We start from the raw sequence: 25508 nt of genomic DNA, 5'->3' as shown, positions 1-25508 counted from the left end.
AGGGACTCCGCCGCGTGCTGCTCACTGTGTCGATACTCGCCGTACTCGGCGTGGTCGCCAGCGCGCTCAGCAGTCGCCTGGGGCGGTTCGTCTTCCTGCTGCCGGCCGCGGCCAGCATCGCGGCCGCTGTCTGGTTCGGGATGCAGGGCCCTGCGGTCGCCGCGGGCGAGATCCTGCAGGAGCGCATCGAGTGGATGCCGGCGCTCGACATCGCGATCGACCTGCGGCTCGGCGCGCTGCAGTGGCTGCTCGCCATGGTCGTGCTCGGCGTCGGCGGACTGATCTTCGTCTACTGCGCCTGGTACTTCGAGTCGCACACGCTCGCCTCCCGCACCGTCGGCCTGCTGACCGGGTTCGCCGCCTCGATGCTGCTGCTGGTGCTCTCGGACGACCTCATCGTGCTGATGGTCGGGTGGGAGCTGACGACCATCTTCAGCTACCTGCTGGTCGGCCTCAACCATCGCTCAGCCAGCAATCGGCGGGCGGCGCAGACCGCGCTCATCGTCACCACCATCGGCGGGCTCACCATGCTCACCGGCATCATGCTGCTGAAGGCCGAGACCGGCACCTTCTCGCTCGCTGCCACGCTCGCCGAGCCACCGCAGACGACCGCCGCCGCCTGGGCCGCGGCGCTGATGGTCGTTGGCGCGCTGTCGAAGTCGGCGATCGTGCCCTTCCAGTACTGGCTGCCCGGCGCGATGGCGGCACCGACGCCGGTCTCGGCATTCCTGCACGCCGCCGCGATGGTGAAGGCCGGCATCTTCCTGATCGCGGCGCTGAGCCCGGCCTTCGTCGAGCTGCCTTGGTGGCGCTGGGGTCTCGTCAGCCTCGGCATCGTCACGATGCTGCTCGGCGCGGTGCGCGCGATGCGCCAGCTCGACATCAAGGTGCTGCTGGCGCACGGCACGGTGAGCCAGCTCGGCCTGCTGGTGACGGTGCTGGGCATCGGCACGCACGCCTCAATGCAGGCAGGGCTCACGCTGCTCGCGGCGCATGCCGTCTTCAAGGCGGCGCTGTTCATGGTCGTCGGTGTCGTCGACAAGTCGACGGGCACGCGCGACCTGCGCGAGCTCGGTGGCCTGGCACGACGGATGCCCGTGGCCGCGGGCGCCGCGATCCTCTCTGCCGCGTCGATGGCCGGCATCCCGCCCGCGCTTGGCTTCCTCGGCAAGGAAGCGGCCCTCGACGCCGCGCTCCGCGACGCCGAGGGAGGGATGCTGGCGATCGGCTGGCTCGCGTTCCTCGGCATCGCGGTGGGGGCTGCGCTCACCGTCGCCTACTCGCTGCGGTTCGTGGTGGGCACCTTCTTCGGCGCCCTCGTGACCGAGCCGAAGCGGCGCTCGCGCATCCTCGTCATCGCTCCGGTGCTGCTCGCGCTGATCGGACTCGTCGGCGGCTTCAGCGGCGAGCTCATCTCGCAGCTGCTCGAACCGCAGGTCGAGGCGGTGCCTGCCGGAGAGGACGCCCCGCAACTGGCGCTCTGGCACGGCTTCACGCCCGCGCTGGTCTCCTCGATGATCGCCTGGCTGCTCGGCGCGCTGGTGCACCGCTCCTTCGGTGGCCGCCGTCGCGCACCGCACGGGCAGGATCCGCTCGAGCGGGGGTACCACGCAGGGATGCGTGCGCTGGACCGCCTCGCTGTCGAGGTGACCGGACGCACGCAGACCGGTTCGCTGCCGATGCACCTCACCACCATCCTGCTCGTGGTGGTCGCCTTCCCCGGCATCGCGCTGCTCCTGTCGGGCGCGCTCACGAGCGACGTGCGGCTGTACGACTCCGCGGGCCAGGTGGCGACCGCGGTGATCGTGAGCATCGCGGCCATCATCGCCACCACCACCCGCGGCCGCCTCAAGGCCTTCATGCTGCTCTCGGTCGTCGGCTACGGGGTCGCGCTGCTGTTCCTGCTGCACGGTGGGCCGGATCTGGCGCTCGTCCAGGCGCTCACCGAGACCGTCTTCCTCGTCATCCTCGTGCTCGTGCTGCGGCGGCTGCCGAAGTACTTCACCGACCGCCCGCTGCGCGCCGCCCGGTACATACGCGCGGCGCTCGGCATCGCGGTCGGCACCTTCGCGGCACTCGCCTCGCTGGCGGCGCTCCAGTCGCGCACGGCCGAGCCCATCTCCGACGGCTTCTACCGCTGGGCCTACGAGTTCGGCCACGGCGCGAACATCGTCAACGTCACGCTCGTCGACATCCGCGCCTGGGACACCCTGGGCGAGGTCGCCGTCGTGCTCGCCGCGGCGACGGGCGTGGCGAGCCTCATCTTCGTGCGGCGGCCCACTGCGGGCGCGCTGCGGCGCTCGCCCTCCGCGACCGGGCGCCGCACCTGGCTGCGCGGCGCGTTCACCTCCGAGCAGCTCGCCTCGCCGGTGCTGGAGATGATGACGCGACTGCTGTTCCCCGTGATGATGACCGTCTCGATCTACCTGCTGGCCGTCGGCCACAACGCGCCGGGTGGCGGGTTCGCCGGCGGACTGGTCGCGGGCATCGCGCTCGCCGTGCGCTACCTGGCAGGCGGTGGGCAGGAGCTGCTCGAGGCGGTGCCCTTCGACGCGGGCAAGCTCCTCGGCGGCGGCATGGCCGTCGTGGTGCTGAGCGTCATCTGGCCGGTGCTGATCGGCGGCCGGATCGGCGAGTCCTACGCGATCGAGGCGACGCTGCCGCTGCTGGGCGATCAGAAGCTCGTCACGACGCTCTTCTTCGACATCGGCGTCTGGCTGATCGTGATCGGCGCGATGCTCGACTTCGTCCGCTCGCTCGGCGCGGGCATCGACCTGCACAGCGAGCAGAACGTGGCGCCGCGCCCCCAGTGGCGCTCGGATCGCTCGCTGCCGGGCGAGGGGGTGCGGCGATGACCCCCACGCTCATCCTCGCGATCGCCGGCGGCGTGCTGATCGCGGCAGGCGTCTACCTGCTGCTCGAGCGCAGCCTCATGCGCATCCTCGCGGGCGTGATGCTCGCGGGCAACGGCGTCAACCTGCTGTTCCTGGTCTCCGCCGGTCCCGCAGGAGATGCGGCGCTCGTCGGCGCGGATCCTGAGACCATCGCCGATCCGCTGCCGCAGGCGATGGTGCTCACGGCGATCGTCATCACCCTTGCGACGAGCGCATTCCTGCTCGCGATGTCCTACCGCTCCTTCCAGCTGGAGGGCCACGACGAGGTCGCCGACGACGTCGAGGATGCCATCGTCCGCCGGCGCGCAGAGGCCGACCTCTCCAGCGAGGCCTACGTCGACATCTCCGACAGCGACTCCGAGTCCGGCGGCAGGGACGACTCCGAGTCCGGCGGCAGGTTCGAGCGGGAGACCGGCAGCCGCGCCGAGGATGAGGAGGCGCGCTGATGGATCTCTCGAACCTCGTGCCGATCCCCGTGCTGCTGCCGCTGCTGGCGGCCGGCATCACGCTCATCCTCGCCCGCCATCCCGCGTGGCAGAAGATCGTCTCCGGCACCACGCTCGGCCTGGTGGCGGTGTTCGCCCTGATCCTGTGCCTCGCGGCGGATGCGCAGGGTCCGATCGTGCTGTGGGTCGGGGCCTGGCCGGACGGGCTGGGCATTGTGCTGGTCGCCGACCGGCTCTCGTCGCTGATGGTGCTGGTCTCGAGCATCGTCACGGCGATCGTCGTGATCTTCCCCTCGAGGCGGGATGTCTCCGACAGCGCGGACGGCGCGCCGGTCTCCGTCTTCCACCCGACCTTCCTGGTGCTGACCGCCGGCGTCTCGAACGCCTTCCTCGCCGGCGACCTGTTCAACCTGTTCGTCGGCTTCGAGATCCTGCTGTTCTCGTCCTACGTGCTGATCATGCTCGGCGCGACCAGGGAGCGCGTGCGCGCGGGCTCCACCTATGTGGTCGTCAGCGTGCTGTCGTCGACGCTGTTCCTGCTCGCCATCTCGATCGTCTACGGCGCGACCGGCACCGTCAGCTTCGCGCAGCTGCCCGAGCGGCTCGCGGCGCTCGATCCGGGGCTGCAGCTGGTGATCCAGCTGCTCCTGCTGGTGGTGTTCGGCATCAAGGCGGCCATCTTCCCGCTGCAGTCGTGGCTGCCCGACTCCTACCCGACGGCCCCCGCGAGCGTCACGGCCGTCTTCGCCGGCCTGCTGACCAAGGTCGGCGTCTTCGCGATCATCCGCATGCAGACGCTGCTCTTCCCCGACAGCCCGCTGACCGACCTGCTGCTGGTGGTCGCGATCCTCACCATGCTGCTCGGCATCCTGGGCGCGCTCGCGCAGGGCGAGATCAAGCGTCTGCTCTCGTTCACCCTGGTGAGCCACATCGGCTACATGCTGCTGGGCATCGCGCTGGGCACGGTGGCGGGGCTGGGCGCCTCGATCTTCTACATCGTGCACCACATCCTGGTGCAGACCGCGCTGTTCATCGTGGTGGGGCTCATCGAGCGCGTGGGCGGCTCGACGAGCCTCGCGCGCCTCGGCGGGCTGGCCTCCGTGCCGCTGCTGGCGGTGCTGTACCTGGTGCCGGCACTCAATCTGGGCGGCATCCCGCCGTTCTCGGGCTTCCTCGGCAAGGTGGCGCTGATGGATGCGGCGCTCGCGACCGAGACACCGCTCGCGCTGCTCGCGGTCATCGCGGGCGTCGCGACCAGCCTGCTGACGCTCATCGCGGTCATCCGCGTCTGGCAGCGCGCGTTCTGGCAGGATCGCGGCGAGGACGACGACCGCGTGCACTCGCTGCGCGTGCTGCCGCGCATCTGGGTCGTCGCGGCCTCCGGCCTGGTCGGCATCACCGTGCTGCTGACGGTGATCGCCGGACCGCTGACCGACTTCGCCTACCGCGCCGCCGTCGACATCCAGGGCGGGGCATACACGGTCGCCGTCGAGGAGGCGCTGCCATGAAGCGGCCGAAGCTGCGCTACCGGGTCTCGCTCGTCGCGACGATCGGCCTCGCCGTCGTATGGGTCATGCTGTGGGGCGAGTTCACGCTCGGCGCCGCCGTCTGGGGGCTGCTGATCGCGCTGCTCATCCAGGTGCTGTTCCCGCTGCCGGACGTGCCGGAGCTCGAGTCGTTCCGGCCCATCGGCTTCGCCCGGCTCGTGCTGGTGACACTGTGGGGGTTGACGGTGTCGAGCTTCCAGGTCGCGGCGAAGGTGCTGGCGTTCTGGCGGCCGACCAAGAACGCCATCATCGAGGTGCGGCTGCGCAGCGGCTCCGCCTTCATCACCGCCATCACCGCGGAGCTCGTGACGCTGGTTCCCGGCTCGGTGGCGCTCGACGCAGGGGAGCGCTGGTTGCTCGTGCACGTGTTCGATGCCTCGACGCCGGCAGCCGTCGAGCGCGCGCGGGCCAACGTGCTGCGCACCGAGGCGACCGCGCTGCGCGCCTTCGGCACAGCGGCCGACCGAGCGCTCCTGGAGGTGGACTGATGGATGTCGTGCTCGCCATCGCGGGCGTGATGCTGGTGGTCGCGGCCTCGCTCACGCTCATCCGCATCGTCCGCGGGCCCGGGCCCGCCGACCGCGTGGTCGCCACCGATGTGCTCATCACCACCGTGGCCGGCTCGCTGACCGTTGCCGCGGCGATCAACCACGATGGGTCGACGCTCGCCGTCATCGTCGTGCTGTCGCTGCTCGCCTTCGCCGGGACGGTCTCGATGGCGCGCTTCGTCGCCGGCCGTGGCGGCGTCGTCGGGCCGGGGCCGGCTGCGGCCCCGGCCTCACCCGGCCCCGTCGACGGCGACCCGACCGAAGGCGATGCGCCCGGCGACGCTTCCGCCGATGACGAGGAGGCGCGGCCATGACGCTCGACGCTGTCCTCGACGTGCTCGGCTCCGTCCTGATCCTGATCGGCGCGGGGTTCACCCTCACCGCGGCGATCGGCCTCGTGCGGCTGCCGGATGTGCTCAATAGGATGCACGCCGCGTCCAAGCCGCAGACGCTCGGGTTCCTGCTGCTGTGCTCGGGGCTCGCGATCGTGCTGCGCGACCCGGGTGCCACGACGATGCTCATCCTGGCCGCCGGCATGCAGCTGGTGACCGCTCCGGTGGCGACGCAGATGATGGGGAAGGCCGCCTACCGAACGGGCCAGTTCCGCGCTGACATCGTGGTGGTCGACGACCGCACGCCGGAGGATGAGCCCGACGACGATGATGAGCCTGACGAGGAGCGGCAGACCGGGTAGGATCGGCAGCAACACACAGCCGGCCGCTGCACGCCCGGGCGGGAGAGCCCCTCAGGGGGCACCGAAGGAGCAAGCCTCCCCGCCAAACTCTCAGGTCCTAGAACCGCTCGGGAAGGCCACACTGGAGTTGATCCGCGCGATCGGCGACAGTGGGGGAGTCCAGACCGATGGAGGACTCATGACCGCAACGGATGCGACCGCGACCGGAGGCGCAGCCCCGGCGACGCCGCTGCTCGCCGTGCACGAGGATGCCGGAGCGCAGCTGATCGACTTCGCCGGCTGGCAGATGCCGGTGCGCTACGGCTCAGATCTCGCCGAGCACGAGGCCGTGCGCCAGCGCGCGGGCCTGTTCGACCTGAGCCACATGGCAGAGCTGCGCGTCAGCGGCGGCGGCGCCGCGGAGTTCCTCGACTTCGCGCTCGCCGGCCGGCTCTCCGCCATCGAGCTGTGGCAGGCGAAGTACTCGCTGCTGCTGGCCGAGCACGGCGGCATCATCGACGACCTGATCGTGTACCGCACGAGCGAGACGGAGTACCTGGTCGTCGCCAACGCATCCAACCGCCACGCGGCCCTCGACGCGCTCACGACTCGCTCTGCGGGCTTCGACGCGCAGATCGTCGACGAGACCGAGCAGACGGGCCTCGTCGCCGTGCAGGGCCCCGCCGCCCTCGCGATCGTCAGCGCCATCGGGCTCGAGTCCGAGCCGCTCGAGCCGCTGCGGTACTACCGCGCCCTGCCGGGCATCTTCGAGGGCGAGGACGTGCTGATCGCCCGCACCGGCTACACCGGCGAGGACGGCTTCGAGCTGTACATCGCAGCCCACGCCGCCGAGGACCTCTGGCGTGCGCTCGTGCTCGCCGGCGAGACGCACGGCCTGACCCCCTGCGGCCTCGCCGCCCGCGACACGCTGCGGCTCGAGGCCGGCATGCCGCTGTACGGCCACGAGCTCTCGCTCGACGTGCTGCCGGTGCAGGTGGGCCTGGGCCGCGTCGTGGCGCTGAAGACCAAGGGCGACTTCGTCGGCCGCGCCGCCGTCGAGGCCGGCCCCGCCGACGACGCCCCGGTGCTCATCGGCCTCACCGCCGACGGCCGCCGCGCACCCCGCGCCGGCTACCCGGTGCTCGACGGCGACCGCGTGGTCGGCGCCGTCACCAGTGGCGCGCTCGCGCCCACGCTCGGCCACCCGATCGCGATGGCCCTGGTCGAGCCCGGCTCGGCGACCTCCGATTCCCTGACCGTCGACGTGCGCGGCACGCAGCTGCCCGCGCGTCACACCCAGCTGCCGTTCTACAAGCGAGAGGCCTGAGCATGAGCGAGACCAAGTACACCAAGGACCACGAGTGGATCCGCACCGAGGGCGACGTCGCCACGGTCGGCATCACCGACTTCGCGCAGGCGCAGCTCGGCGACGTCGTCTACGTCGAGCTGCCCGGCGTCGGCCGCACCTTCGCCGCCGGCGAGTCGCTCGGCGAGATCGAGTCGACGAAGTCGGTGGGCGAGCTCATCGCCCCCGCCGCCGGCGAGGTCGTCGAGGTCAACGACGCGGTCGCGGGCGACCCCTCGCTCGTCAACAGCGGCGCCGAGGGCGACGGCTGGCTCGTGAAGCTGCGCTTCAGCGAGCAGGCCGAGCTGCTCGACGAGGCCGCATACCGCGAGCTCACCGCCTGATGCGGCCGTTCGTCGACCGCCACATCGGCACGGATGCGGCGGCGCAGCAGGTGATGCTCGAAGCGGTCGGCTTCGACTCGCTCGAGGCGCTCATGGATGCCGCCGTGCCCGCGGGCATCCGCACCGCCGGCAGCGACATCGGCGAGGCCGCCTCCGAGACCGCCGCGCTCGCCGAGCTGCGCGAGCTCGCGGGCCGCAACCGGGTGCGCCACAGCGCCATCGGCCTCGGCTACCACGGCACCGTGACGCCCGCGCCGATCAAGCGACTCATCCTCGAGAACCCCTCCTGGTACACCGCCTACACGCCCTACCAGCCCGAGATCAGCCAGGGCCGCCTCGAGGCGCTCATCAACTTCCAGACCATGGTCGCCGACCTCACCGGCCTCGACATCGCGAACGCGTCGATGCTCGACGAGGGCACCGCCGTCGTCGAGGCCATGCTGCTGGCGCGCCGCGCCTCGAAGTCGGCCTCCAGCGTCTTCGTCGTCGACACCGACCTGCTGCCGCAGTCGAAGGCGCTCCTGCGCCATCGCGCGCACGCGACCGGCATCGAGCTGGTCGAGCTGCCGCTCGCCCGGACGGCCCCGGCCGACCTCCCCGAGTCCTTCGGCGTCGTCGCACAGCTGCCCGGCGCATCCGGCCTCGTCTGGGATGCCAGCGGCATCTTCGCCGCCTCCACCGAGATGGGCGGCGTGCCCGTCGCGGCGGCCGACCTGCTCTCGCTCGCCCTGATCGAGGCGCCGGGCACCCAGGGCGCCCGCATCGCCGTCGGCTCGTCGCAGCGCTTCGGCGTGCCGATGGGCTTCGGCGGCCCCCACGCCGGCTTCATGGCCGTCGCCGAGCAGCTCACCCGCCAGCTGCCCGGCCGCCTGGTCGGGGTCTCCGTCGACGCCGACGGCTACCCGGCCTACCGCCTGACGCTGCAGACGCGCGAGCAGCACATCCGCCGCGAGAAGGCCACCAGCAACATCTGCACCGCGCAGGTGCTGCTGGCCGTCATGGCCTCGATGTACGGCGTCTACCACGGCCCCGACGGCATCACCGCGATCGCCGAGGGCGTGCACTCGGTGGCCACCCGGTTCGCCCGCTCGGCGCGGGCGGCCGGCGCCGAGCTGGTGCACGAGGCCTTCTTCGACACAGTGCGGATGCGTGTGCCGGGCCGGGCGCGCGAGCTGCAGTCCCGCGCGGGCGCGGCCGGCATCCTCGTGCACGTCGTCGACGACGACACCCTGCACGTCTCCTTCGACGAGACCTGGGCCGAGATCGGCACGGGCGTGCCGCTCGAGCGCCTGCTCGAGGCGCTCGAGTTCGAGGACACCTCGGCGGTCGGCTCCGAGCCGCGCGCGATCCCCTCCTCGCTCGTGCGCACGAGCGAGTTCATGACGCACGAGGTGTTCCGCGCGCACCGCTCCGAGACGCAGCTGATGCGCTACGCGAAGCGGCTCTCCGATCGCGACTACGCGCTCGACCGCGGCATGATCCCGCTGGGCTCCTGCACGATGAAGCTCAACGCCGCTGCCGAGATGGAGGCCATCACCTGGCCCGAGTTCTCGCAGCTGCACCCGTACGGGCCGATCGAGGACGCGTCAGGGTCGCTCGCGCTGATCGATCAGCTGGGGGAGTGGCTCGCGCGCATCACCGGCTACGACACCGTCTCGCTGCAGCCGAACGCCGGCGCGCAGGGCGAGCTCGCCGGCCTGATGGCCATCCGCGGCTACCATCGCTCGCGCGGCGAGCAGCACCGCGACGTCGTGCTCATCCCCGCCTCGGCGCACGGCACGAACGCGGCCAGCGCCGTGCTGGCCGGCTGCCGCGTCGTGGTCGTCGCCACCAGCACGAACGGCGACGTCGACCTCGACGACCTGGAGGCGAAGATCGCGGCGCACGCCGACGATCTCGCGGGCCTGATGATCACCTACCCGTCGACGCACGGCGTGTACGAGTCGGAGATCCGGCGCGTGTGCGACGCGGTGCACGAGGCGGGCGGCCAGGTCTACATCGACGGCGCCAACCTCAACGCCCTGCTCGGTCACGCCACGTTCGGCGACATGGGCGGCGACGTGTCGCACCTGAACCTGCACAAGACCTTCTGCATCCCGCACGGCGGCGGCGGTCCCGGCGTCGGCCCGGTGGCGGCGAAGGCGCACCTGGCGCCCTTCCTGCCGCGCGACCCGCGCGAGGAGTCGGAGCTGATCGACGGCGTGCGCGTGGGCGCGAACCCGCTCTCGGCCGCTCCGTGGGGCTCGGCGTCGATCCTGCCGATCTCATGGGCGTACGTGCGCATGATGGGCCTCGAGGGCCTGACGAAGGCGACCGCGAGCGCGGTGCTGGCAGCCAATTACGTCGCCGCCCGCCTGCAGGAGCACTTCCCTGTGCTCTACACGGGTGAGCACGGGCTGGTCGCGCACGAGTGCATCCTCGACCTGCGCCCGCTCAAGGAGGCGACCGGCGTCAGCAACGACGACGTCGCCAAGCGGCTGGTCGACTACGGCTTCCACGCCCCGACCATGTCGTTCCCGGTCGCCGGCACGCTGATGGTCGAGCCGACCGAGTCGGAGGACCTGGCCGAGATCGACCGCTTCATCGACGCCATGATCGCGATCAAGGCGGAGGCCGATGCGATCGGCCGAGGCGAGGTGGCGCTGGCCGATAGCGCGCTGCGCGGCGCGCCGCACACCGCCGGCTCGATCGTCCACGGCGACTGGGATCGCGTCTACACGCGCGAGCAGGCGGTCTTCCCGGTGCCGGGCGTCGAGCGCGCCAAGTACTGGCCGCCGGTCTCCCGCATCGACCAGCCCTATGGCGATCGCAACATCGTCTGCAGCTGCCCGCCGGTGGAGGCCTTCGCCTGACGCCCTGCGCAGGCGCGGGGACCGCAGTCGCACCGCGGTCCCCGCGCCTGCATCCGCGTGCGCCGATCAGCCCGCGCCGAAGAGCCCCGGGAACGTCGCGTACGCCCACGGATAGCCGGCGAACACCGCGATGTCGATGAGCACGTGCGCCACGATCAGCGGCACGAGCCTGCCGGTGCGGGCGTAGAGCCAGCCGAACAGCACACCCATCGCGAAGTTGCCGATCAGCGCCGGGACGCCCTGGTACAGGTGATAGGTGCCGCGCAGCGCCGCGGTCGACAGGATGATCTGCCACGTCCCCCAGCCCAGCCGCCGCAGCCGCTCGAACAGGTAGCCGATCACGATCACCTCTTCGGTGAGCCCCGCGCGCAGCGCCGACAGCAGCAGCACCGGAATGGTGAACCAGTACGCGTCGAGCGGCGAAGGCACGACATCGACCGTGAGACCGAGCGCCCGCCCTGCGAAGTACAGCGCCAAGCCGGGCACGCCGACGATGAGCACGAGGGCGATGCCGGATGCGCTGTCGCGCCACGGGCGGGTGCCGTCCAGTCCCAGCGCGCTCAGGTGGGGCCGCTGGGTGCGCCACAGCAGCCAGATGACGAGCGCCATCGGGACCAGGTCGAGGAAGATGCCGGTCAGCTGGTAGGCGAGGTCGAGCCATGCCCGGTCGGAGCGGCTCGGGTTGAGCGCGACCTGTTGCTCGCCGATCGGGGTGGGTCGCGTCGAGACGTCGACGAACTGCAGCACCGCCCAGATGGCGCTCGCGCCCAGGGACAGCAGCAGCACCAGTGCGATCTCGGTCGCGAGCCGGCGCCGGGTGGGAAGAGTGGCAGACACCCCTCAACGCTAGCGCCGTCGCACCTCAGGGTTGTGTAAGCACCAACTTGGTAACGATCACGTCACCTGGCCGTTCCGCCCGCATCGGCGTGCATAGACTGCCCGTATCTCAACGAGCACTGCGGCTCTTGCGGCCGTGCGCTCACCCTGCACAGGAGGAAACACCAGTGACACACATGATGAGGCGTCGCGGTCGCGCGCTCGCCGGGCTGGCCATCGGCACTGCCGCTATGGTCGCGCTCGCGGGCTGCACCACGACCACCCCCGAGCCCGGCGCGTCCGGCGACAGCGGTGAAGCCACCACGGGCGGCACGATCAGCATCGCTCAGACCAACGCGGTCACGGCGCTGACGTCGGCGACACCCGATGCCAACCTGAACACCAACGGCATGGTCGACTACCTGATGGGCAACGCCACGGGCCCCGGCTCGATGTTCTACGTCGACAGCGAGTTCAACGTCGTCCCCGACGAGACCAATGCCACCGTCGAGCTCGTCAGCGAAGACCCGCTGGTCGTCACCTACACGCTCGACCCCGAGGCCGTCTGGTCCGACGGCACGGCCATGTCGACCACCGACATGCTGCTGTCGTGGGCGATCGGCTCGGGCTGGTTCGACGACGCGACCTACGCCGAGGACGGCACCGTCGCCGAGGGCAACCAGTACTTCCAGCTCGCAGGCTCGACCACCGGGCTCGACACCACCGAGTTCCCGGAGATCGACGCTGAGGCCGGCACGCTGACGCTCACCTATGGCGAGCCGTACGTCGACTGGAACCTGGTCAACCTGATCGGCAAGCCGGCGCATGTCTTCGCCGAGCAGGCCGGCTTCGAGTCGGTGGAGGCGCTCGCGACCTTCCTCGAGGAGACGCCTGCTGGTGACCCCGAGGCTCCGGCCGAGGCGAACGAGCAGCTCACGGCGCTCGCCGAGCTCTGGAACACGGGCTACAACATCACGTCGATGCCGACGGACGAGAGCCTGCTGGTCAGCGCCGGCATGTGGGTCCCGAAGGACTTCCAGGCTGACGACGGTGGCTTCATCTCCTTCGAGCCGAACCCCGAGTGGCGCGGCGAGAACCAGCCGACGTTCGACGAGCTGATCATCCGCTTCATCGGTGACCCGAACGCGCAGATCACCGCTCTCCAGAACGGTGAGGTCGACATCATCGAGCCGCAGCCCTCGGCTGACACGCTCGCTGCTATCGAGGCCTTCGGCGGCACCCTGATCCAGGGTTCGCAGCTGTCCTACGACCACCTCGACCTGACGATGAACTCCGAGGTCTTCTCCGACCCGGCCGTGCGTGAGGCGTTCCTGCTCACCATCCCGCGTCAGCAGATCCTCGACTCGATCGTCACGCCGGTGCAGGCGGATGCAGAGGTGCTGAACTCGCAGATGTTCGTCACCAACCAGCCGCAGTACGCCGACGCCATCGCGTCGAACGGCTACAGCGACTTCGCGGAGCCCGACATCGAGCGCGCCACCGAGCTGCTCGCCGGCGCCACGCCGACGGTCAGCATCCTCTACAACATCAACAACCCCAACCGCGTCGACGCCTTCCAGCTGATCCAGGCGAGCGCGGCTGAAGCTGGGTTCGTGGTCGAGGACGCCGGTTCGGCCGACTGGGGCTCGCTGCTCGGCAGCGGCAGCTACGACGCCTCCATCTTCGGCTGGATCTCGTCGGGTGTCGGCTACGCCGGCCTTCCGCAGATCTGGCAGACCGGTGGCGGTGGCAACTACAACGGCTACTCCAACGCCGAGGTGGACGCCCTGGTCGACGAGTCGCAGACGATCATCGGCGACGAGGCTCGCATCGACGAGATCATGGTCGAGATGGATGGCCTGACGCGTCAGGACTTCTACGGCCTGCCGCTCTTCCAGGTCCCCGGCCTGGTCGCGACGAACGGCACCGTCGACGGTGTCGTCTACAACGGCGGCCAGACGGGCGCCATCTGGAACACCTGGGAGTGGTCGCTCGTCGGCTGACGCTGACGGGAGATAGTATTCCCAGCTAGTCCTATCCGGCCGTGGCTGCCGGGACCCAGGTCCCGGCAGCCACGGCCAACCCGTGTCCGTCCTCGATCGCGCGAGATCCGCGCGGTCGCGAGAGATCGGAGCTGCAGAGCACATGCTCAGCTTCATAGTGAGGCGCATCCTTGCCTCGATCCTGACGCTCGTCGTGGCGTCCTTCATCATGTACATCCTGACGGCGTACTCCGGCGATCCACTGATGGATCTCCGCGGATCCAACGCCCCGAACGCACAGCTGCTCATCGGCCAGCGCATCGAGCGCCTCAACCTCGATGTGCCGCCTCCACTGCGGTTCTTCGGCTGGCTCGCAGGCGCTGCCGGGTGCTTGACGCCCTTCACGCCCTGTGACCTCGGCACCGACCTGAACTACACCGCGGTCACCCAGCTCCTGCCGAACGCGGCAGCCGCAACGGTGCGGCTCGTCTCCGCCGCCACGATCCTCGCGATCATCTTCGGCATCATCACGGGCATCGTCTCGGCCCTCCGCCAGTACTCGGCGTTCGACCTGGGCATGACCTTCGTCAGCTTCCTGCTCTACTCGCTGCCGTCGTTCCTCGCCGCCGTGCTCCTGAAGGAGTTCGTCGCGATCGACTTCAACAACTGGATCTCCAGCGGCGATTCCAGTATCGGCTTCATCCCCACGCTCGTGGTCGCCCTCATCGTCGGCGCGATCATGCAGGCGCTCGTCGCCGGCTCCGCTCGCAACCGGGTGATCGCGTTCGCGATCTCCGGCGGTGCCACCTTCGGCCTGCTGTACTTCCTCGACGCGATCGACTGGTTCCAGAACCCGGGCCTGGGCTGGGGCGGCATACTGCTGCTCATCGTCGGCATCGTCGTCGGTGTGACCGCGGTGCTGGCAGGGTTCGGCAACCGCCGGGCGCTGCTGGGTGCGGGCATCGCAGGTGTGCTGGCATACGCTGCGTTCTTCGCGCTGCAGGGGCTCTTCGCCATCTCCACCATCTGGACGATCGGCATCCTCGGCCTCGCGACCCTCGCGGTGTGCTTCGTCATCGGCTGGGTGATCGGCGGCCCCGACCGGGGCCAGGTCATCCGGGTGACGATGCTCGTCGGCTTCCTCAGCTCGCTGCTCGTGGTCGCCGACCGCTACCTGCAGTCCTGGCCCGCGTACCTCGCGAGCCCGCGCATCAACAACCGTCCCATCGCGACGGTCGGCGAGCAGACGGTGGGCCTCTCGGGCGACATGTGGCTGATGGGCCTCGACACCTTCACCCACTTCCTGCTGCCGACCATCTCGCTCACGCTCATCTCGTTCGCGGGCTATACGCGCTACGCGCGCGCCGGGCTGCTGGAGGTGATGAACCAGGACTACATCCGCACCGCCCGCGCCAAGGGCCTCTCCGAGCGCGTCGTGATCACGCGGCACGCGTTCCGCAACATGCTCATCCCGATCACGACGATCGTCGCCGCTGACATCGGCGTGCTGCTCGGCGGCGCGCTCATCACCGAGCGCGTCTTCGCGATCAGCGGCATGGGCGCGCTGTTCAACATCTCGCTCAACCGCGTGGATGTGAATCCGGTGATGGGGTACTTCATCGTGATCGCCATCACCGCCATCCTGTTCAACTTCCTGGCCGACCTGAGCTACGCGCTCCTCGACCCGAGAGTGAGGGTCAAGTGACGAACACCGCAATCTCCGACGCGGAGGTCGGTCAGAGCCAGGCTCGGCTGATCTTCCGGCGCTTCGTCACGAACAAGACCGCGATGGTCTCGTTCGTGCTGCTCATCGCCATCTTCGGGTTCTCGATCTCCGCGATCGGGCTGGGCCCGATCCCGGGCTGGTGGCACTACAACTTCTACGCCCCCATGCCCACCGCCGACGAGGGCAGGCCCACGCTCTCGATCATCCCTGAGTGGCTGGGGGGCAGCGGCATCTCGCTCGGTGATCACCCCTTCGGGCAGACCCGCATCGGCGTCGACTACTTCGCCGCCACCATGCGCGGGGTGCAGAACTCGTTCGTCGTGATCGTGCTGCTCGCCGGTGTCGCCACCGTGCTCGGCACCGTCGTGGGCGCCATCGCGGGCTACTACCGCGGCTGGGTCGACGCCATCCTGATGCGCATCACCGACGTCTTCATCGTCATCCCGACGATCGTCGTCGGCGCGGTGGTCGGCCGCATGACCGGCGGCCTCGGTGTCTCGTTCCTCGCCATCGCCCTCGGGCTCGTGGCGTGGATGGGCATCGCCCGTCTCGTGCGCGCCGAGTTCCTGTCGCTGCGCGAGCGCGAGTTCGTGGAGGCGGCGCGCGTCGCCGGCGCGAGCGACGCTCGCATCATCTTCAAGCACATCCTGCCGAACGCGATGGGCGTGGTGATCGTCGCGGCCTCGCTGATCGCCGCCGCGGCGATCCTGCTCGAGACGGCGCTGAGCTACCTGGGCTACGGCATCCACGCACCCGAGCGCTCGCTCGGGCTGCTGGTCTCCGAGAACCAGTCGGCCTTCTCCACCCGGCCGTGGCTGTTCTGGTACCCGGCGTTCTTCACCGTCGCACCGGCGCTGCTGATCAACTTCATCGGCGACGGCCTGCGCGACGCGTTCGACCCGCGCCAGAAGCGGTTCTCGATCCGCCGCACCAAGGAGCTGCCTGAGACCACGGAGCAGCGATCGTGACCCGCGGCGCTGCCTCAGAGCAGCAGCGGCACGGTGGCCGCGAGCACGGGCCCGCCCACCAGTGCGGCCACACGGCCCCAGTGCACCGTGACGGGCACGGCGACGTCGTCGGCGTCGACGCGACTGGCGGGGCGCTGCTCCCAGCGCTGGCGCACGAGCGCCGCAGCATCGCCCGACTCGGTGCCGGGCAGGTCGCCGACGGGGATGCCGCTGTCGAGCGCGCTGCGGGGGTCGCGCGGGTCGCGGTCGTCGCGCACGCGCTTGGCGGCTCGGCGCGCGGCGAGCGCGCTCGCCTGCGGCGCGCACCAGACGGGCCACGCCCGTCCGGGCGTGTGCAGCGTGAGGGAGTACTTCGTGTCGACGTGGATGAGCGCATCCCAGGAGACCGAGATGGTGCGCAGCGGGTTGCGGATCTGAGCACCGCGCGCACCCACCTCGAGCGCCGGCGCCCACAGCCCGGCGTACGCGGCGTACGCCAACCACGCGACCACGATGGCGGTCGCGACCACGCCCTGCAGCTGCGACTGCAGCGCGAGCAGCACGCCGAGCACCGCGAGCAGCGCCCACGAGGCGATCGCGAAGCCGCGGTTGACGCGGGAATGGACGGTCACAGCACGCAGATCGTCGTTCACAGCCTTATCGTCGCAGGCGCCACCGCGCCCGGCGAATCCGACACCCCGCTGCAGGAGGCGGCATGACATCCCAGACTGACACCATCCAGCACGCCGCCGGTGACGTGCCCGTGCTCCACATCTCGGGCCTCAACGTCGCCTTCGCGGTCGACGGCTACTGGGTCCCGGCTGCGAAGGACGTCTCGTTCGAGATCGGTCGCGGCGAGGTCGTCGCCGTCGTCGGCGAGTCCGGCTCCGGCAAGAGCGTCTCGTCGATGGCGATCCTCGATCTGCTGCCGAAGAACGCTCGCATCAGCGGCGACATCAAGCTCTCGGGCGACAGCCTGCGCGGCATGTCGCCGGGTGCCATGCGCGAGGTGCGCGGCAATCGTGTCGCCGCGATCTTCCAGGAGCCGATGACGGCACTGAACCCGGTCTTCACGGTCGGGTTCCAGATCATGGAATCGCTGCGCCTCCACCGCGGCATGACGCCGAGCCAGGCTGAGGTCCGTGCGCTCGAGATGCTCGGCCTGGTCGAGCTGCCCGACCCGACGAAGGCGTTCAAGTCGTACCCGCACCAGCTCTCTGGCGGGCAGCGGCAGCGCGCCATGATCGCGATGGCGCTCTCGCTCGATCCGGAGCTGCTGATCGCCGACGAGCCGACCACGGCGCTCGACGTCACGGTGCAGGCGGAGATCCTCGAGCTCATGCGCTCACTGAAGGACCGGCTGGGCTCAGCGGTGCTGCTGATCACGCACGACATGGGCGTCGTCGCCGACCTCGCCGACTGGGTCGTCGTGATGGAGAAGGGCGTCATCGTCGAGCAGGGCCCGGTGAAGGAGATCTTCGCGGCGCCGAAGGAGCAGTACACGCAGATGCTCCTCTCATCCGTGCCGCGGCTGGGCGAAGGCGCCGACAAGGAAGACGCGATCGATCTGACCGCTGCCCTGGCACTGGCAGCCCACGACGACAGCGACGCGGAGCTGCAGCAGCGTGTGGAGGCCAACGCCCGCGTCGCGGAAGCTGCCCGTCGGGACGAGAAGGTGCACGAGGGCGCACCCGTGCTGGTGCTCGACAACGTCGCGATCGAGTACGGCAGCAAGGGCAAGCTGGGTGCGTTCCGCGCCGTCGACGGCGCCTCGCTGCAGATCCACGCCGGCGAGATCCTCGGCCTCGTGGGCGAGTCGGGCTCCGGCAAGTCGACGATCGGCCGAGCTGCGATCGGCCTGCAGCCGATCGCAGAGGGACGGCTCGAGGTCGCCGGCGTCGACATCTCGCGCATCGATCGCAAGATCGCGCGCAGCCTCAACCGCAAGGTCGGCATCGTCTTCCAGGATCCGTCGTCGTCGCTGAACCCGCGGCTCCCCATCGGCGAGTCCATCGGCGAGCCGATGTACCTGGCGAAGATCCACCGCGGTGCTGCGCTCGACAAGCGCGTCGAGGAGCTGCTCGACGCCGTGCGCCTGCCGAAGAACTACCGCAACCGCTTCCCGCATGAGCTCTCGGGCGGGCAGAAGCAGCGCGTCGGCATCGCGCGCGCACTGTCGATGAGCCCCGAGCTGCTGGTGGCCGACGAGCCGACGAGCGCGCTCGACGTCTCGGTGCAGGCGACGGTGCTCGAGCTGCTGCAGGAGCTGCAGCGCGAGCAGGGCTTCGCGTGCCTGTTCATCAGCCACGACCTCGCGGTGGTCGACATCATGAGCGACCGCATCGCCGTGATGCATCACGGCAAGATCGTGGAGCAGGGATCCCGCGACGCGATCCTGCGCGCACCGCAGGAAGCGTACACGCAGCGTCTCATCGCGGCCATCCCGGTGCCCGACCCCGACAAGCAGCGCGCGCGCCGCGAGCTGCGGCAGCAGGTGCTCGCCCGCACCTCCGAGGAGTCCGGCGAGCAGGACGCCGGCGACGTCATCAACGTCGACACGATGGTGGACGGCCGCAAGACCGAGACGGCGATCGAGGAGGAGCGCAACGTCTGAGTCGCGCTGCACGGCCGCGGTCGCCCGCTAGGATGGGCGATCGCGGCCGTTCGTCGCAGATTCCTCACACCGGAAGGCACCCGCATGCCGATCGCCTCGCGATCAGACCTCCGCAACGTGGCGATCGTCGCCCACGTCGACCACGGCAAGACCACCCTCGTCGACGCGATGCTTCGCCAGACCGGATCCTTCACCGCGCACCAGGCGGTCGACGAACGCGTCATGGACTCCGGTGACCTGGAGCGCGAGAAGGGCATCACGATCCTCGCGAAGAACACCGCCATTCGGTACGCGGGCGAGCACACCGATGAGCCCGTGACCATCAACGTCATCGACACCCCGGGTCACGCCGACTTCGGCGGCGAGGTCGAGCGCGGCCTGTCGATGGTCGACGGCGTCGTGCTGCTCGTCGACGCTTCCGAGGGCCCGCTCCCGCAGACCCGCTTCGTGCTGCGCAAGGCACTCGAGGCCAAGCTGCCCGTGATCCTGCTGGTGAACAAGACCGACCGCGGCGACGCGCGCATCGACGCCGTCGTGGAGGAGAGCCAGGACCTGCTGCTCGGCCTCGCCTCCGATCTCGCGGACGACGTGCCCGACCTCGACCTCGACGCCGTCCTCGACGTTCCGGTGGTCTACGCATCCGGCAAGGCCGGCCGCGCCTCCACGGTCAAGCCCGCCAACGGCGAGCTGCCCGAGAGCGAGAACCTCGAGCCGCTGTTCGCCGCGATCCTCGAGCACATCCCCGCGCCCACGTACGACGACGAGGCGCCGCTGCAGGCGCACGTGACGAACCTGGATGCATCCCCCTTCCTCGGCCGCATCGCGCTGCTGCGCATCAAGGCGGGCACGCTCAAGAAGGGCCAGACGGTCGCCTGGGTGCGGCACGACGGCGAGGTGCAGAACGTGCGCATCACCGAGCTGCTGGAGACCAAGGCACTCGAGCGGGTGCCCGCCGAGAGCGCCGGGCCCGGCGACATCGCCGCCGTCGCGGGCATCGCCGACATCACGATCGGCGAGACGCTCGCCGATCCCGACGACGTGCGCCCGCTGCCGACCATCACGGTCGACGAGCCGGCCATCTCGATGACGATCGGCACGAACACGTCGCCGCTCGCCGGCAAGATCAAGGGCGCGAAGCTCACCGCCCGCATGGTGAAGGACCGCCTCGACCGCGAGCTGATCGGCAACGTCTCGCTGCGCGTGGTCGACATCGGCCGCCCCGACGCGTGGGAGGTGCAGGGCCGCGGCGAGCTGGCGCTGGCGATCCTCGTCGAGCAGATGCGACGCGAGGGCTTCGAGCTCACCGTCGGCAAGCCGCAGGTGGTCACGCGCAGGATCGACGGCGTCCTGCACGAGCCCTTCGAGCACCTCACGATCGACGCGCCGGAGGAGTACCTCGGCGCCGTCACCCAGCTGCTCGCCGCGCGCAAGGGCGTCATGGACGGCATGCAGAACCACGGCACCGGCTGGGTGCGCATGGAGTTCGTGGTGCCCTCGCGCGGCCTGATCGGCTTCCGCACCGAGTTCATGACCATCACGCGCGGCACCGGCATCGCGAACGCCATCTCGCACGGCACCCGGCCCTGGGCCGGCACCATCACGACGCGCAACAACGGCGCGCTGGTCGCCGACCGCAGCGGCGTGTCGACGCCGTTCGCGATCATGGCGCTGCAGGAGCGCGGCGTCTTCTTCATCCAGCCCGGCGACGACGTCTACGAGGGCATGGTGGTGGGCGAGAACTCGCGCGCCGACGACATGGACGTCAACATCACCAAGGAGAAGAAGCTCAACAACATCCGGTCCTCGACCGGTGAGGAGCTCGAGCGCCTGACGCCGCCACGGCAGCTCTCGCTCGAGGAGTGCCTCGAGTGGGCGCGCGACGACGAGTGCGTCGAGGTGACGCCCAACAACGTGCGCATCCGCAAGGTGAACCTCGACGCCGTCACGCGCGGCCGCGAGGCGAGCCGCCTCAAGAAGCAGGCCTAGCCAGCGCCAGCGCGGACCCCTTCCGCCTCCATGGACCCGACGCCCGGATCCGTGACGGCAGAAGGGGTCCGACTGCGTCGTGCCGGCGCCTGCGCTCAGGAGGCCGGGACGCCTGCGGCAGCAGAGGAGCGGATGCGGTGCCCGGCACCGCGGTGCTCGTCCGGCAGGCGATCCCCGCGGCCGTGCAGCTTCTGCCGCAGCGTGCCGGGCTCGTACTCCGAGGGGTAGACGCCGCGCTCCCGCAGCACCGGGATGACGTGCTCGATGACGTCCTCCCAGGTGCCGGGCGTGACGGCGTAGGCGAGGTTGAACCCGTCGACGTCTGTCTCCGCGACCCACGACTGCAGCGCATCCGCCACCGCTTCGCCGCTGCCGACGATGGTCGGGCCGAGGCCGCCGATCGCCGAGTGGCGGCCGAGATCGCCCACCGACCACTCGCGGCCCAGGTCGGCCTCCGCCTGCAGGTTGTGCAGCACCGACTGCACGGCGTTCGACTCCACGTCGCCCACCGGGTCGGCGGGGTCGTAGGCGGCGAGGTCGATGCCCATCCAGCCAGAGAGGAAGACCAGTGCGCCCTCCTCGCTGGCATAGGAGCGGTACTCGGCCTCCTTCGCCAGCGCCTCCTCGTCGGTGGCGGCGGTGATGAGCGTGACGAGCGTGTAGATGCGGGCCGAGTAGCGGTCGCGTCCGGCCGCTTCGAGGCCGTCGCGGATGCGCCGCACGGTGCCGGCGAGCACCTCCTTCGAGGGCGCGGCGACGAAGATCGCCTCGGCGTGCTCTGCCGCGAAGGCGACGCCGCGGGGCGAGGCGCCCGCCTGGTAGATCACCGGCGTGCGCTGCGGGGAGGGCTCCGAGATGTGGGCGCCGGGCACCGAGAAGAAGCGCCCCTCGTGGCCGATGTCGTGCACCTTGGCCGGGTCGGCGAAGACGCCGCGCTCGCGGTCCTCGACCACGGCGTCGTCCTCCCACGAGCCCTCCCACAGCTTGTAGAGCACCTCGAGGTACTCGTCGGCATGGTCGTAGCGGTCGTCGTGCGCGAGCTGGTCGGCCTGCCCCATGTTGCGGGCGGCGCTGGGCAGGTAGCCGGTGACGACGTTCCAGCCCACCCTGCCGTTCGTCATGTGGTCGAGGGTCGTCATGCGGCGCGCGAAGGGGTAGGGGTGCTCGAAGGCGGTGCCGGCGGTGATGCCGAACCCGAGGTGCTCGGTGACGGCGGCCATGGCGCTCACGAGCAGGATCGGGTCGTTGACCGGCACCTGCGCGCCGTTGCGCACGGCCGCGGTGCGGTCGCCGCCGTAGACGTCGTAGGTGCCGAGCACGTCGGCGATGAAGAGGCCGTCGAAGTGGCCGCGCTCGAGCAGCTGGGCCAGCTCGGTCCAGTAGCCGATCGTGTTGTACTGCCGTGAGCGGTCGTCGGGGTGGCGCCACAGCCCGGAGGACTGGTGCGCGACGCAGTTCATGTCGAAGGCGTTGAAGCGGATCTCTCGTGTCATGCCCGGCATCGTCGCGTCCTCTCGCGGCCGGTGGCAACGGCTCCGCGTTGCGCGAGGTCACGGACCGTCACGTTCCGTCACAGTCGCCCTGGCGCCGCCGCCGGCGCCTACGGTGGCGGCCATGACGCATCACGCTTCTCTCGCGCAGGTTCCGCTCGTCGCCGAGCCGCTGCGCATCGTCGCGGTGAGCGGCAGCCTGCATCGGCCGTCGTCGACCACGGCGCTCGTCGCCGCGCTCGCGGATGCCGTGGCCGCCCGCATCGATGCGCAGATCGAGGTGGTTGAGCTCGCCCAGGTCGGCCCGCATCTCGCCGGTGCGCTCGAGCGCGCGGCGCTGCCGGTCGGCGCTGAGCAGGCGATCGAGGCGATCGAGGCCGCCGACCTGCTGGTGGTCGGCAGCCCGGTCTACCGGGCGAGCTTCACCGGGCTGTTCAAGCACCTCTTCGATTTCGTCGACCAGCGCGCGCTGATCGACACCCCGGTGCTGCTGGCCGCCACCGGTGGCTCGCACCGACACGCGCTGACCATCGAGCACCAGCTGCGCCCGCTGTTCGCCTTCTTCCAGGCGCTCACGCTGCCGGTGGGCGTCTACGCATCGAGCGCGGAGTTCGAGGGCGAGCGGGTGCGGTGCCCGGAGGTGCTCGAGCGCATCGAGGCCGCCGCCGACCGGGCGCTGCCCTACCTGGCCCGGCGCCCGGCGCCCGTGCGTCCCACCGCCTGGTAGCCGCCCACCGCTCGGCAGCGGCGCCGCGTCGTGCACGCGCGTCCGAGCGCGAGCGTGGGGGGTGGTTGGATGGGAGGCAATGGATCCCCGCCTCGAGCGCGTGATGTTCGTGCACGCCCACCCAGACGACGAGACGCTCTCGACCGGTGCCGCGATCGCGTCCGTCGCCGCGGGCGGCGGCGATGCGGTCGTGGTCACCTTCACGCTCGGCGAGCGCGGCGAGATCCGCGCCGAGGCGCAGGCGGCGGTCGACGAGATCGGCATCGGCGAGGTGCGCCGCGCCGAGCTCGAAGCGGCGCTGCGCGCGCTCGGGGCACGCGGCCGCCGCATCCACGGCTGGGACGACTCCGGCATGGCCTGGCATCGCAGCGGCAAGGCACAGGCAGCGCCCGATGCGCCCCCGACCTCGCTGAGCCGCGCCGATGTCGACGACCTGGCGGATGCGCTGGGCTTCGTCGTCGAGGAGATCGACCCGACCGCGCTCGTCACCTACGACGCCGACGGCGGCTACGGCCACCCCGATCACGTCGCCGCCCACCATGCCGCCGTGATCGTCGCTCGGCGCTACGACCTGCCGCTCTACGTGCGCGCGAAGTCCGCCGCCGACGTCTCCTTCCCGCTCGCGCCGGTGAAGGACCGGGTGCTTGATGCGCTCGCGCAGCACCGCTCCCAGCTGACGGTGGAGGGCGACGACGTGGTGCACGTCGGCGGCCAGCGACGGCCGATCGACACGGTCGAGCACTACCGGCTGATCGAGACCCGGCCGGAGCGCCGCACCCGATGGTCGCTGCGCGTGGGGGCGCTCGTCGCCGGCGCGGTGGTCGGCGTCGTCGGCACCTTCTCGCACCAGCAGCTGCCGTGGGGCCTCGGCCTCTCGCTCATCGCGGCCGTGGGGCTGATCACCGGCATCCGCGCCGCGAGCGGCTCCCGGCCGATGACGTTCGCGGCGGTCATCGGCCTGGTCGGGGTGGTCGCCGTCATAGCGATCGACCCGCTCGGGCGCGGCGCCTGGGGCACCGAGCGCTCCCTCGTGCCCTCCAACCTCCCAGGCTGGCTCTGGTCGCTCGTGCCCGCCGCGGCATCGCTGTTCGCGCTGGCGTGGCCGGATGCCGAAGCGCGGCGGCGGATTAGGATGGCATCGAAGCAGAGGACGGAAGGGGAGATGGACCGATGACCTACGTGATCGCGCTTCCGTGCGTCGACCTCAAGGATCGCGCGTGCGTCGACGAGTGCCCGGTGGACTGCATCTACGAGGGTGAGCGGATGCTCTACATCCACCCCGACGAGTGCGTCGACTGCGGTGCGTGCGAGCCGGTGTGCCCGGTCGAGGCGATCTTCTACGAGGACGACACGCCTGAGGAGTGGGCCGAGTACTACGAGGCCAACGTGCACTTCTTCGACGAGATCGGCTCGCCCGGCGGCGCCGCCAAGGTCGGCGTGATCAAGCACGATCACCCGATCGTCGCCGCGCTGCCGCCGCAGCAGCACGACTGATGCTGCTGCCGGAGTTCCCGTGGGACACGCTCGCGGGCGCCAAGGCCCGCGCTGCGCTGCACCCCGGCGGCCTCATCGACCTGAGCGTCGGCTCGCCGGTCGATCCGACGCCGGCGCTCATCCAGGCGGCCCTGCGCGAGGCGACCGACGCGCACGCCTATCCGACCAACCACGGCACCGCTGAGGCGCGCGCCGCGATCGCCGAGTGGTTCGCGCGCGTGCGCGGCGTGCCGGGCATCGGCGACGAGCAGCTGCTCGTGACGATCGGCTCCAAGGAGCTCGTCGCGGGCTTGCCGCTGCAGTTGGGGCTGGGCGCGGGCGACGTGGTCGTGCACCCCGCCGTCGCCTACCCCACCTACGACATCGGGGCGCGCATCGCGGGCGCCGAGCCCGTGCGCGCCGACGATCCCGACGACTGGCCGGCGGCCACCCGCCTCGTCTGGCTGAACTCGCCGTCGAACCCCACCGGCGAGGTGCTGGGGGTGGATGCGCTGCGGCGCGTCGTGCACGCCGCCCGCGAGCGGGGGATCGTGGTCGCGAGTGACGAGTGCTACGCCCTGCTGCCCTGGGAGGTCGACGAGGCGCCCTCCATCCTCGATCCGCGCGTGACGGACGGCGACCTGACCGGGCTCGTGGCCGTGTACTCGCTCAGCAAGCAGTCGAACCTCGCCGGCTACCGCGCGGCCTTCATCGCCGGCGACCCCCGGGTCGTGCAGCGCGCGCTCGCCGTGCGCAAGCACCTGGGCCTGATGGCTCCGAGCCCCGTGCAGCACGCGCTCGCGGTGGCGCTCGGCGACGCGGCGCACGTGGCCGAGCAGCGCGAGCGCTACCGCGCCCGCCGCGCGCTGCTGCTGTCGGCGATGCGCGAGCACGGCTTCGACGTCTCCTCCGACGCGGGACTGTACCTGTGGGCCACCGACGGCACGGATGCGCTCGTGCAGCTCGACACGCTGTCGCGGCTGGGCATCCTGGTCGCGCCCGGCTCGTTCTACGGCGACCGCACCCGGGTGCGGGTCGCGCTCACCGCATCCGATGCGCACATCTCGGAGGCCGCGGCGCGCCTGCGCGGGTGACGGG

At 70.7% G+C, this 25508-nt stretch carries 21 protein-coding genes and 1 riboswitch; of the genes, 18 read left to right on the top strand and 3 right to left on the bottom strand.

Annotated features, from left to right (window positions below; genetic code table 11):
• Positions 1-26 precede the first annotated feature (26 nt).
• The 9 genes from J1M46_RS06845 (at position 27) to gcvP (ending at position 10649) form a co-directional block, all read left to right on the top strand.
• Positions 27-2855, top strand: a complete 2829-nt coding sequence (locus tag J1M46_RS06845; protein WP_206447136.1) for a Na+/H+ antiporter subunit A — start codon at positions 27-29, stop codon at positions 2853-2855.
• On the top strand, positions 2852-3340 hold the full coding sequence (locus tag J1M46_RS06840) for a Na(+)/H(+) antiporter subunit C (protein ID WP_206447135.1): 489 nt from the start codon (positions 2852-2854) through the stop codon (positions 3338-3340). Before J1M46_RS06845 ends, J1M46_RS06840 begins: the two co-directional genes overlap by 4 nt.
• A complete protein-coding gene (locus J1M46_RS06835) occupies positions 3340-4848 on the top strand; it encodes a Na+/H+ antiporter subunit D (protein WP_206447134.1) in 1509 nt (502 codons plus the stop codon). The genes J1M46_RS06840 and J1M46_RS06835 overlap by 1 nt, the downstream gene beginning before the upstream one ends.
• Positions 4845-5375, top strand: coding sequence for a Na+/H+ antiporter subunit E (locus tag J1M46_RS06830; RefSeq protein ID WP_206447133.1), 531 nt, complete (start codon positions 4845-4847; stop codon positions 5373-5375). The genes J1M46_RS06835 and J1M46_RS06830 overlap by 4 nt, the downstream gene beginning before the upstream one ends.
• Positions 5375-5749, top strand: coding sequence for a monovalent cation/H+ antiporter complex subunit F (locus J1M46_RS06825; protein WP_206447132.1), 375 nt, complete (start codon positions 5375-5377; stop codon positions 5747-5749). Before J1M46_RS06830 ends, J1M46_RS06825 begins: the two co-directional genes overlap by 1 nt.
• Positions 5746-6129, top strand: a complete 384-nt coding sequence (gene mnhG / locus J1M46_RS06820) for a monovalent cation/H(+) antiporter subunit G (RefSeq protein WP_206447131.1) — start codon at positions 5746-5748, stop codon at positions 6127-6129. The genes J1M46_RS06825 and mnhG overlap by 4 nt, the downstream gene beginning before the upstream one ends.
• A gap of 29 nt (positions 6130-6158) precedes the next feature.
• Positions 6159-6245, top strand: a riboswitch (glycine riboswitch).
• A gap of 62 nt (positions 6246-6307) precedes the next feature.
• Positions 6308-7435 carry a glycine cleavage system aminomethyltransferase GcvT gene (gene gcvT / locus J1M46_RS06815; protein ID WP_206447130.1) on the top strand — a complete coding sequence of 376 codons (1128 nt, stop codon included), beginning with the start codon at positions 6308-6310 and terminating at the stop codon, positions 7433-7435.
• 2 nt (positions 7436-7437) lie between these two features.
• Positions 7438-7797, top strand: coding sequence for a glycine cleavage system protein GcvH (gene gcvH, locus J1M46_RS06810; RefSeq protein ID WP_206447129.1), 360 nt, complete (start codon positions 7438-7440; stop codon positions 7795-7797).
• Positions 7797-10649, top strand: a complete 2853-nt coding sequence (gene gcvP, locus J1M46_RS06805) for an aminomethyl-transferring glycine dehydrogenase (RefSeq protein WP_206447128.1) — start codon at positions 7797-7799, stop codon at positions 10647-10649. Before gcvH ends, gcvP begins: the two co-directional genes overlap by 1 nt.
• A 66-nt stretch (positions 10650-10715) precedes the next feature.
• Here gcvP and J1M46_RS06800 read toward each other — a convergent pair whose 3' ends face one another.
• Positions 10716-11486: a CPBP family glutamic-type intramembrane protease gene (locus J1M46_RS06800; protein WP_206447127.1), complete on the bottom strand. Its 771-nt coding sequence runs from the start codon at positions 11484-11486 to the stop codon at positions 10716-10718.
• Positions 11487-11662: 176 nt separating this feature from the next.
• On the opposite strand from J1M46_RS06800, the gene J1M46_RS06795 reads away from it, so the two are divergent.
• The 3 genes from J1M46_RS06795 (at position 11663) to J1M46_RS06785 (ending at position 16141) form a co-directional block, all read left to right on the top strand.
• On the top strand, positions 11663-13468 hold the full coding sequence (locus J1M46_RS06795; protein WP_206448619.1) for an ABC transporter family substrate-binding protein: 1806 nt from the start codon (positions 11663-11665) through the stop codon (positions 13466-13468).
• Positions 13469-13610: 142 nt separating this feature from the next.
• Positions 13611-15152 (top strand): ABC transporter permease, encoded by a 1542-nt coding sequence (locus tag J1M46_RS06790; RefSeq protein ID WP_206447126.1) that lies wholly within the window; start codon positions 13611-13613, stop codon positions 15150-15152.
• Complete coding sequence (locus tag J1M46_RS06785) at positions 15149-16141, top strand: ABC transporter permease (RefSeq protein ID WP_342384305.1); 993 nt, start codon at positions 15149-15151, stop codon at positions 16139-16141. Before J1M46_RS06790 ends, J1M46_RS06785 begins: the two co-directional genes overlap by 4 nt.
• A 14-nt stretch (positions 16142-16155) precedes the next feature.
• Here J1M46_RS06785 and J1M46_RS06780 read toward each other — a convergent pair whose 3' ends face one another.
• Positions 16156-16773, bottom strand: coding sequence for a PH domain-containing protein (locus J1M46_RS06780; protein WP_177220343.1), 618 nt, complete (start codon positions 16771-16773; stop codon positions 16156-16158).
• Between the two features lie 62 nt (positions 16774-16835).
• On the opposite strand from J1M46_RS06780, the gene J1M46_RS06775 reads away from it, so the two are divergent.
• Together J1M46_RS06775 and typA are read left to right on the top strand one after the other, a co-directional pair.
• Complete coding sequence (locus tag J1M46_RS06775) at positions 16836-18734, top strand: ABC transporter ATP-binding protein (protein WP_206447125.1); 1899 nt, start codon at positions 16836-16838, stop codon at positions 18732-18734.
• A gap of 84 nt (positions 18735-18818) precedes the next feature.
• Complete coding sequence (gene typA, locus J1M46_RS06770) at positions 18819-20720, top strand: translational GTPase TypA (protein ID WP_206447124.1); 1902 nt, start codon at positions 18819-18821, stop codon at positions 20718-20720.
• 95 nt (positions 20721-20815) lie between these two features.
• Here typA and J1M46_RS06765 read toward each other — a convergent pair whose 3' ends face one another.
• Positions 20816-22213, bottom strand: coding sequence for an LLM class flavin-dependent oxidoreductase (locus J1M46_RS06765; RefSeq protein ID WP_206447123.1), 1398 nt, complete (start codon positions 22211-22213; stop codon positions 20816-20818).
• A gap of 121 nt (positions 22214-22334) precedes the next feature.
• Here J1M46_RS06765 and msuE point away from each other — a divergent pair, with 121 nt between their 5' ends.
• From msuE to dapC, 4 genes are all read left to right on the top strand, one after another.
• The gene (gene msuE, locus J1M46_RS06760) at positions 22335-22937 is read left to right on the top strand and encodes an FMN reductase (protein ID WP_206447122.1); all 603 of its coding nucleotides are present in this window, start codon (positions 22335-22337) and stop codon (positions 22935-22937) included.
• Between the two features lie 79 nt (positions 22938-23016).
• Complete coding sequence (locus J1M46_RS06755) at positions 23017-24111, top strand: PIG-L family deacetylase (RefSeq protein ID WP_206447121.1); 1095 nt, start codon at positions 23017-23019, stop codon at positions 24109-24111.
• Positions 24108-24431: a ferredoxin gene (gene fdxA, locus J1M46_RS06750; RefSeq protein ID WP_092918435.1), complete on the top strand. Its 324-nt coding sequence runs from the start codon at positions 24108-24110 to the stop codon at positions 24429-24431. Before J1M46_RS06755 ends, fdxA begins: the two co-directional genes overlap by 4 nt.
• A complete protein-coding gene (dapC, locus tag J1M46_RS06745) occupies positions 24431-25504 on the top strand; it encodes a succinyldiaminopimelate transaminase (protein WP_241249045.1) in 1074 nt (357 codons plus the stop codon). The genes fdxA and dapC overlap by 1 nt, the downstream gene beginning before the upstream one ends.
• Positions 25505-25508 lie beyond the last annotated feature (4 nt).

This window comes from Agrococcus sp. KRD186, from assembly GCF_017168255.1.
Lineage (GTDB): Bacteria > Actinomycetota > Actinomycetes > Actinomycetales > Microbacteriaceae > Agrococcus.
The sequence above is the reverse complement of the archived record's forward strand: the minus strand, read 5'-3'. Positions and strand labels throughout refer to the sequence as shown.

Excerpts from the sequence above, each read along its gene's own strand:
- J1M46_RS06765 (WP_206447123.1), bottom strand. The coding sequence starts at position 22,213 with ATGACACGAGAGATCCGCTTCAACGCCTTCGACATGAACTGCGTCGCG.
- gcvT (WP_206447130.1), top strand. The coding sequence starts at position 6,308 with ATGACCGCAACGGATGCGACCGCGACCGGAGGCGCAGCCCCGGCGACG.
- J1M46_RS06795 (WP_206448619.1), top strand. The coding sequence starts at position 11,663 with ATGATGAGGCGTCGCGGTCGCGCGCTCGCCGGGCTGGCCATCGGCACT.
- mnhG (WP_206447131.1), top strand. The coding sequence starts at position 5,746 with ATGACGCTCGACGCTGTCCTCGACGTGCTCGGCTCCGTCCTGATCCTG.
- J1M46_RS06835 (WP_206447134.1), top strand. The coding sequence starts at position 3,340 with ATGGATCTCTCGAACCTCGTGCCGATCCCCGTGCTGCTGCCGCTGCTG.
- J1M46_RS06790 (WP_206447126.1), top strand. The coding sequence starts at position 13,611 with ATGCTCAGCTTCATAGTGAGGCGCATCCTTGCCTCGATCCTGACGCTC.
- typA (WP_206447124.1), top strand. The coding sequence starts at position 18,819 with ATGCCGATCGCCTCGCGATCAGACCTCCGCAACGTGGCGATCGTCGCC.
- J1M46_RS06755 (WP_206447121.1), top strand. The coding sequence starts at position 23,017 with ATGGATCCCCGCCTCGAGCGCGTGATGTTCGTGCACGCCCACCCAGAC.
- fdxA (WP_092918435.1), top strand. The coding sequence starts at position 24,108 with ATGACCTACGTGATCGCGCTTCCGTGCGTCGACCTCAAGGATCGCGCG.
- dapC (WP_241249045.1), top strand. The coding sequence starts at position 24,431 with ATGCTGCTGCCGGAGTTCCCGTGGGACACGCTCGCGGGCGCCAAGGCC.
- J1M46_RS06840 (WP_206447135.1), top strand. The coding sequence starts at position 2,852 with ATGACCCCCACGCTCATCCTCGCGATCGCCGGCGGCGTGCTGATCGCG.
- J1M46_RS06830 (WP_206447133.1), top strand. The coding sequence starts at position 4,845 with ATGAAGCGGCCGAAGCTGCGCTACCGGGTCTCGCTCGTCGCGACGATC.
- J1M46_RS06775 (WP_206447125.1), top strand. The coding sequence starts at position 16,836 with ATGACATCCCAGACTGACACCATCCAGCACGCCGCCGGTGACGTGCCC.
- msuE (WP_206447122.1), top strand. The coding sequence starts at position 22,335 with ATGACGCATCACGCTTCTCTCGCGCAGGTTCCGCTCGTCGCCGAGCCG.
- gcvP (WP_206447128.1), top strand. The coding sequence starts at position 7,797 with ATGCGGCCGTTCGTCGACCGCCACATCGGCACGGATGCGGCGGCGCAG.
- J1M46_RS06825 (WP_206447132.1), top strand. The coding sequence starts at position 5,375 with ATGGATGTCGTGCTCGCCATCGCGGGCGTGATGCTGGTGGTCGCGGCC.
- gcvH (WP_206447129.1), top strand. The coding sequence starts at position 7,438 with ATGAGCGAGACCAAGTACACCAAGGACCACGAGTGGATCCGCACCGAG.